Raw genomic sequence first — 6,555 nt, forward strand, 5'->3', positions numbered from 1 at the left:
GTACCGCAAGCCCAACACCTCCAAGCCGGCACCGGGCCACCAGATCTATCCGTATCTGCTGCGCAAGTTGCCAGTGACACGCCCGAACCAGGTCTGGGCTATGGACGTCACCTACATCCCCATGGCCCGCGGCTTTGTCTATCTGGCGGCGGTGGCTGACTGGTTCAGCCGGCGCGTGCTGGCTTGGCGGCTGTCCATCACCCTGGAAGCAGCCTTCTGCATCGAGGCAGTGGAGGAGGCGCTGGCCCATTATGGCCGGCCTGAGATCTTCAACACCGATCAAGGCAGCCAGTTCACCAGCCACAACTTCACCAGCGTGCTGCTCAAGAACGAGATCGCAATCAGCATGGACGGCAAGTCAGCCCGATCAGGTGCAGTAATTGCATACCGCGTTAGCAAAATGCGCTGACATAGCCTATTCTGGAGCATCTGAAATACTCGGGATGCCATCCGTTTTCCCACCACACCGCAAAATATCAAGATAAATTTCCAAGAGCGCCTCAACCCAGTCTTCCGGCGAAAGCGCAAGTGCCCGTGCACCATCGTACGCCCGCTGACTCATTCTCTGCACCAGAAGATTGTCATTTGCCAAACGGCGAAGGGCATCTGAAAGAGCCGTTATATCGAACGGATCACATGATAGCCCGAAACCGCGCCGATGTATTTCCTCGGCGATCATAGCATTTTTGGAGGCGACGACGGGTAGACCGCTCGTCATCGCCTCCATAGCGGCAAGACCAAAAGTCTCTCGCCCTCGGGTTGGCATAACCAACGCTCGGGCATCATTGATGAGATCCGGAATCTCAGATCGATCCCGCCACCCAGCTTGCTCTATCGAGGGGTAACGCGCCGACAGCATATCACTGAGAGGTCCTTGACCTATGACTCGCAACTTCACACCCGCTTGAGTCGCAGCCTCGGCTAGCAGATCTACCCCCTTGTCAGCTTCGAGGCGCCCGACATACACAAAGCAATCATTGTTCTCGGCCAGAACCCTTTCCGACCGCCAAGGCGTTACAGGATTGTGCAGAACGCGTAACTGTGATCGCTCGATACCACCGAACTCGAGGTGAGCAAGCATACCCTCGTGAACAGCGACAACAGTCATGTTGCCGTGTCCAATGTTACGAAAGGTTTGACCGATGAACTGCCGGAAGGAGCGCCATACCTTATGGTGAAAATTGCGCCGATCGCAGTTTCGGGTCAGACATGAAACACTCATCGGTGCGAGTGCGCATGGCTGCGTGTTCTGAAAGTCAAAATAACCACCGTTCGGGCAAACAAGAAAAAAGTCATGAGCACTTGCTACAACCCGTCGGGCAACGGGGCGTAGAGCTAAGAAAACGGACGGAGAAAGAATTTTTGACCAGCCATGCAGATGATAGATTGTATTTGGCGTGTCATTCCTTGCGACCCAGTCTGAAATGGTGCGGTAAGCCTTATGGTTGTAGAGCCCTCGGAGTCCCGCAACCGATACTGGACTATTTAATATGTGCTCGCACCCAACGGCCACTATGTCAGCACAGTCCGCGAAATGTACTTCGGGAGCGCTCTCTCCCGTAATGAGTGTAACGGGTACTCCTCGCTGGCGAAGCAGGTCGACGGAGTTGAGGGCGACGCCTGTCGCCCCGCCGCGCGCAAACGAGAGGTCATTGATAACGACCACTCGATCGGGTCCACTTCGCTTAGGCCATGGCTGAAGTTCCGTTCGCGGTATCGACTGATTGTAGAGCGACGCGCTCATCCGCAGACCTCAAAAGGTGAGAATACGGGAGGGATGAAGCCGCCCGGCGAGGAGCTCGAGGAGCGCACGGACGTTACCCTTCAAACGTCCGCGTCGGTCGACATATGGCTCCGGCCTGATGTAACATACGACGTTCGCGGAGATATTGCGGCTCATCAAGAACAAGGCTCTTTTCCAAGAACAGGTACCTTTCCTCACTAGGTAAAGAGGATTTGCAACCTGTGAGTAACCGAGCCTCGCGCCAGACTGGCGTCCAGACTTTACGCCGAGATGAACACCTTGTGCAGATTCCAGCCGTACAATTCGTCCATAGCGCGCGAGCTGCCTACTGAAATCCACATCCTCCAACCAGCCATATAGTGGCAGATTCTCATCAAACTCGATATTATTTTCCTGAACAGGCGCGAGTCGAACAGCCATGTTACAACCATAACCGTTGCTCACGTCTGTTATCCCAACTCGTCGCAGCCCGTTTGACTCGTGGCCTTGAACAACTTCGGTTGCTGCTTCGAAGCAAATTCCCTCTCCGGATATTCCGTCGGCAATCACCCGGCCAGTTGCGATTACAATGTTGGGATGATTCAGGAAAGTATCTTCTACTTCCTCCAAGTATTGTGACGAAGCAACGAAATCATCGTCGAAGAATATGACAAGATCGAACCCATTCAAGGCGCGACAAATTGCATTTCTCTGTCGCGTCAAGCCTCTCGCACCTGTTATGATCTGTACGTTGGGGCATAGGTCAGTAAGTCCTGCGGCATCAAGATGTGACGGAACACATACCACAATGGCATCAGGCGCGCGGGTCTGAAGCTGGAGCCAGCGGACAGTCTCCAACAGCACTGATGGCCGCCCAACGCTTGCGATTCCGATGGCAAGGCGCAAGCGCGGTGCGGCTGTGGGCGACCCATCTCGAAGACTCGGTTGGACAATTTGCATGATGATACCTCTGCCCGATCTTCAGCTACGGCCCATGCTGGAGGCTTAGATGTGCAGGAAACGTAATGGATGTGGTTCCTTTCATGGCGCGCTACACAGTATGCTGCCTTCCCCTGTGCGCGAATTCGCGGCGGGTATCCCGTTTCCGTTACGGTCTTCCATGATTGCATGAGCCAGCCTTTCAACTCCACGATCGGCCTCATCGATAATCCGGTCGTGAGCCGAGCGGTCAATACCGGCCTCAAGCGCAGAATGCACAAAATGCACGACAGTTGAAACGAACGTTTGGTTGAAGTCAGCTAGGTAATCGGACCTTTCGATGGAATGAAAGAAGGCATCCAATTTGGCGTCCCACCGGAGACCTATCGCTGGCACTCCATACGAATATGCAATGATTGCAGCGTGTAGCCGATGCGCCACAACCACATCCATATTCGCGATCCGCTCGACTAAGACTTGCGGCTTGTCAGGACGTTTAGCGAATTTGACGCCTCTATCAGCGGAATGCTCGCGGCCTGCTAACTTTGAAAGCGCTGCTAGTGCGATCTCATCCTCCATTGCACCATTGGTGAAGCAAAGCACTTCGAACCCATTTCGATTAAGCTCAGAAATTATCTGTAGGTACAGATCGAGTACATCGACCTGAACTTCGCAGTTGCCAGAAGTAGCATGATGACGGAGAACCGCTGGATGCGTGACGCAGAGTCCAACCAGAGGCTTGCTGCCATTCCTGCAACGCGAGTGCGGCCATACCACGGAAGCGAGCAGACCCGGATCACGGCACAGATCAGACTGGCATCCAAGCGCTGCGAGATTCGCCACTGACTCGCGATCACGTGCAGCCGCATAAATCTTCGCCGGAGAGCGTAGCAGATTTGAGAGTAGATGAGCCCCTGACCTTGAGGTGATTTTTGCTGCGCCAACACCATAGATGGCCAGCGGCAGAGCCGCCCTGTAGCACTCCCTGGCCGCAGCAGCGAGCTTCAATGGAAAATTCAGATCCGTATCTTGAATGAGTTGACCGCCGCCGAAGATCGCCACATCGGCGTCTGCAATCTTCTTCCGCCACTTTGGAAGCACACGATAGAGGCGCTGACTAACTGCCAGTGCAACGGTTGCATGACGTAGCCACTGCGGCATCGAATCTAAGACTCGGAGTTGAAGCGCTCTGCTACGGCCACTCTGGGTAACTGCCCACTCTTGCCGCCCTGCGAGATCAACGGAGGTTATGATGGCACCAGGAATCTTGTTGGCCAAGGTGAGCTCAAGACATTCTGCAATAATGCCGTCGCCCAGATTGGGGCTGAACTTGACGTTGAATATCAATATGTGAAGTGTCCTATGTGCCATTCAAAGCTCGTGCTTCTACAGTCACAATGATCACGCAACCGACTCAATACGATTCTCGGGATAGGGAGGCATGTTCGCGGATCGTGATTTGGAAATACTCGATTGCATTACTCTAGCCGCTAGGGCCGCTTCGATCGCGGCTGACATTTCACTCTTGAACCGTTGTTTACTGAAGCGCCTTGCGTGAGATACAATGGTCGAAGAGTTAAAGACCGTACGTTCGCACTCCTCGACGGCCTCAGCTAATGCTTCAACGGTTTGCTCATAGAAGTGTATGCCTGTAACTCCGTCCACGACCGTTTCGATTCCTCCGCCGCGACCGTACGCAATGACTGGGCGCCCGCTTGCCATAGCCTCGACCGGCACAATGCCAAAATCTTCTTCGCCGGGGAATACAAGCCCACGGGCTCGTGCATAGTGATATTTCAGCACCTCGAACGGCTGCGGGCCAAGCACAGTCACGTTGCTGTCCGCCATAGCTGTTATTTCAGACAGCATCTCACCTCCCCCTATTACCAAGAGTCTCCGTCGCAATTTTTTGAATGCACCAATCGCGAGTTCTGGTCGCTTATAACGGACGAGTTCACCCACCATCAGGTAGTAATCGCCAATCGCCTTCTGCTCAACAGGCTCAAATTCATCGACATCAACTGGAGGATGGATGATCTGGGACTCGCGCCGATAGTACTTTTCGATCCGATCTGCGACGCAACGAGAGTTGGCGATGAAATTGTCAACGCGGCTTGCAGAACTCTCGTCCCATATCCGGAGGTAGTGAGCCAGCCAAGGCATACCAAACCGCTTTAGAGATCCAGTGGAACCCCTATACTCGTGGTACATGTTCCAGATGTACCTCATGGGTGAATGACAGTAACAGATATGGAGTGCATGAGGTGATGGAATGATTCCCTTAGCGGGCCCTGATTCACTGCTGATGACCAGATCGTAGGATTGTAGATCGAGTTGTTCTAGCGCGAGCGGCATAAGCGGAAGATACGACTTATACATGGTACGGGCTCGCGGTAGGCGTGCAACGAAGGTCGTTTTGATCGTTCGATCTCGAAGCTGAGGGGAGAGCTTCTCAGGGTCAACGACATGTGTGAACAGATCGGCCTTAGGAAACAACTCGCATAATGCTTCAAGAACTTTCTCACCGCCGCGCATACCAACTAGCCAGTAATGAACAAGGGCAACTCTCATTGGGAGCGTATCCGATTTTGATGCTTTGACATGAGGAGTATGTCTCCCAAGGCCTACTGCGGCATAGGTCAGATCTATTTCGCACTCTTGGCACAGCATTCCATCAGCAACTATCGCGAACCGTTAGCACAACCGGTATTGTGCGAACGACTATCCAAAAATCGGTTCGCATCGACCATTGCTCTACATACGCTACGTCAAGGGCAACACGGTGGCTATAAGAGGTGTTACTTCTTCCACCGATCTGCCATGCACCAGTGAGTCCTGGACGTGATTGAAGATAATAATGTGAGTAGGTACCATATAGGGCTATTTCGTCGTGGACCACTGGACGGGGACCCACAATACTCATTTCGCCTTTGAGTACATTCAGGATCTGTGGGAGTTCATCAAGGCTGGTCTTGCGCAGTATTGCGCCGATCTTTGTGACGCGGGGATCATGTGTGAGTTTTCGTTTCTCCAGCCACTCTTGATGGGCTGCGGGAGAGTTTGCAAAATATCTCTCGAGAACGGTGTCACCATTAGCATGCATTGTTCGGAACTTAAGGCAATCAAACTCTCCTCCTCTGTACCCGATCCTTCTGTGACGAAATATGATCGTGCCTCCATCAAACAACTTAATAAGCAGAGCGATTAGGAGCATAAGAGGTAGGAGGAGGACCGCCGCAGCTAATGCAACGGCAATATCGAAAGTACGCTTGGAACGCCCTCCGACCGGCATGTTCGCGGTACTTGTCCGCGGCATAAGATCGAGATGTGCTGACGTGCCGGACATAGCATCAGGAGGACAGGTCACTTTCTCGGTTCTCATTACGATCATATCGCGGCCCTTCGGTATATTTGACACTCGTTGGTGCAACTTCGAGAACAAGCTCTACTCAAACGTAAGTTCGAACTCGGAAACAAGGTACAGACATGGTCGGCACAGCGCGGCGCTACTGCTGGTTCGACCGAGCCCGACTATGATACATTTTATAGCTTTAGGAACGTCTTACCAATCGGGCTTACCACCCAAGCAAGCCTTAGGGTTTACCCACAAATGAGTCGGTCCGCTTATTCAGCTGGATGATTTCAGTTGAAGTCTCATTTTGCCCCAATCTAAGAACGGTAGGAACCCGATCCCGTTCACGAACCCGGATTGCGCGAAGCGGAGAACGGACGCGCTTCACAAGGTCTCCTGGATGTGAGCTGGGCAACACATCGCACCTTCCTAGAAAAACCAGGACGGCAAAGCCGGCTGTCTGGTAGAGTGCGGTGGTGGGGGTCTTCTGTGCCTGTGAGGAGGTGCGGGATGACCAGAACCTCAGGACGCCAGCCGCCGG

General features: G+C 53.3%; 5 protein-coding genes and 1 pseudogene. 1 reads left to right on the plus strand and 5 read right to left on the minus strand.

Annotated elements, in window-relative coordinates; translation table 11 throughout:
• Nucleotides 1-394, plus strand: a pseudogene (locus JQC81_RS31675) (DDE-type integrase/transposase/recombinase); the annotation flags it as partial.
• Nucleotides 395-415: 21 nt separating this feature from the next.
• Here the strand turns inward: JQC81_RS31675 and JQC81_RS34585 are convergent.
• The 5 genes from JQC81_RS34585 to JQC81_RS31700 all read right to left on the minus strand — a co-directional run bounded on the left by JQC81_RS34585 (nt 416) and on the right by JQC81_RS31700 (nt 6,053).
• Nucleotides 416-1,744, minus strand: a complete 1,329-nt coding sequence (locus tag JQC81_RS34585) for a glycosyltransferase family 4 protein (RefSeq protein ID WP_376772482.1) — start codon at nt 1,742-1,744, stop codon at nt 416-418.
• A gap of 9 nt (nt 1,745-1,753) precedes the next feature.
• Nucleotides 1,754-2,683, minus strand: coding sequence for a glycosyltransferase family 2 protein (locus JQC81_RS31685; RefSeq protein ID WP_203275744.1), 930 nt, complete (start codon nt 2,681-2,683; stop codon nt 1,754-1,756).
• An 81-nt stretch (nt 2,684-2,764) separates the two neighbouring features.
• Nucleotides 2,765-4,033: a polysaccharide pyruvyl transferase family protein gene (locus JQC81_RS31690; RefSeq protein ID WP_203275745.1), complete on the minus strand. Its 1,269-nt coding sequence runs from the start codon at nt 4,031-4,033 to the stop codon at nt 2,765-2,767.
• Nucleotides 4,034-4,063: 30 nt separating this feature from the next.
• Nucleotides 4,064-5,233 (minus strand): glycosyltransferase, encoded by a 1,170-nt coding sequence (locus JQC81_RS31695; RefSeq protein WP_203275746.1) that lies wholly within the window; start codon nt 5,231-5,233, stop codon nt 4,064-4,066.
• 103 nt (nt 5,234-5,336) lie between these two features.
• Nucleotides 5,337-6,053, minus strand: a complete 717-nt coding sequence (locus JQC81_RS31700; RefSeq protein ID WP_312887626.1) for a sugar transferase — start codon at nt 6,051-6,053, stop codon at nt 5,337-5,339.
• Nucleotides 6,054-6,555 lie beyond the last annotated feature (502 nt).

Origin of the sequence: Microvirga arabica (assembly GCF_016811235.1) — a bacterium.
Classification (GTDB): domain Bacteria; phylum Pseudomonadota; class Alphaproteobacteria; order Rhizobiales; family Beijerinckiaceae; genus Microvirga; species Microvirga arabica.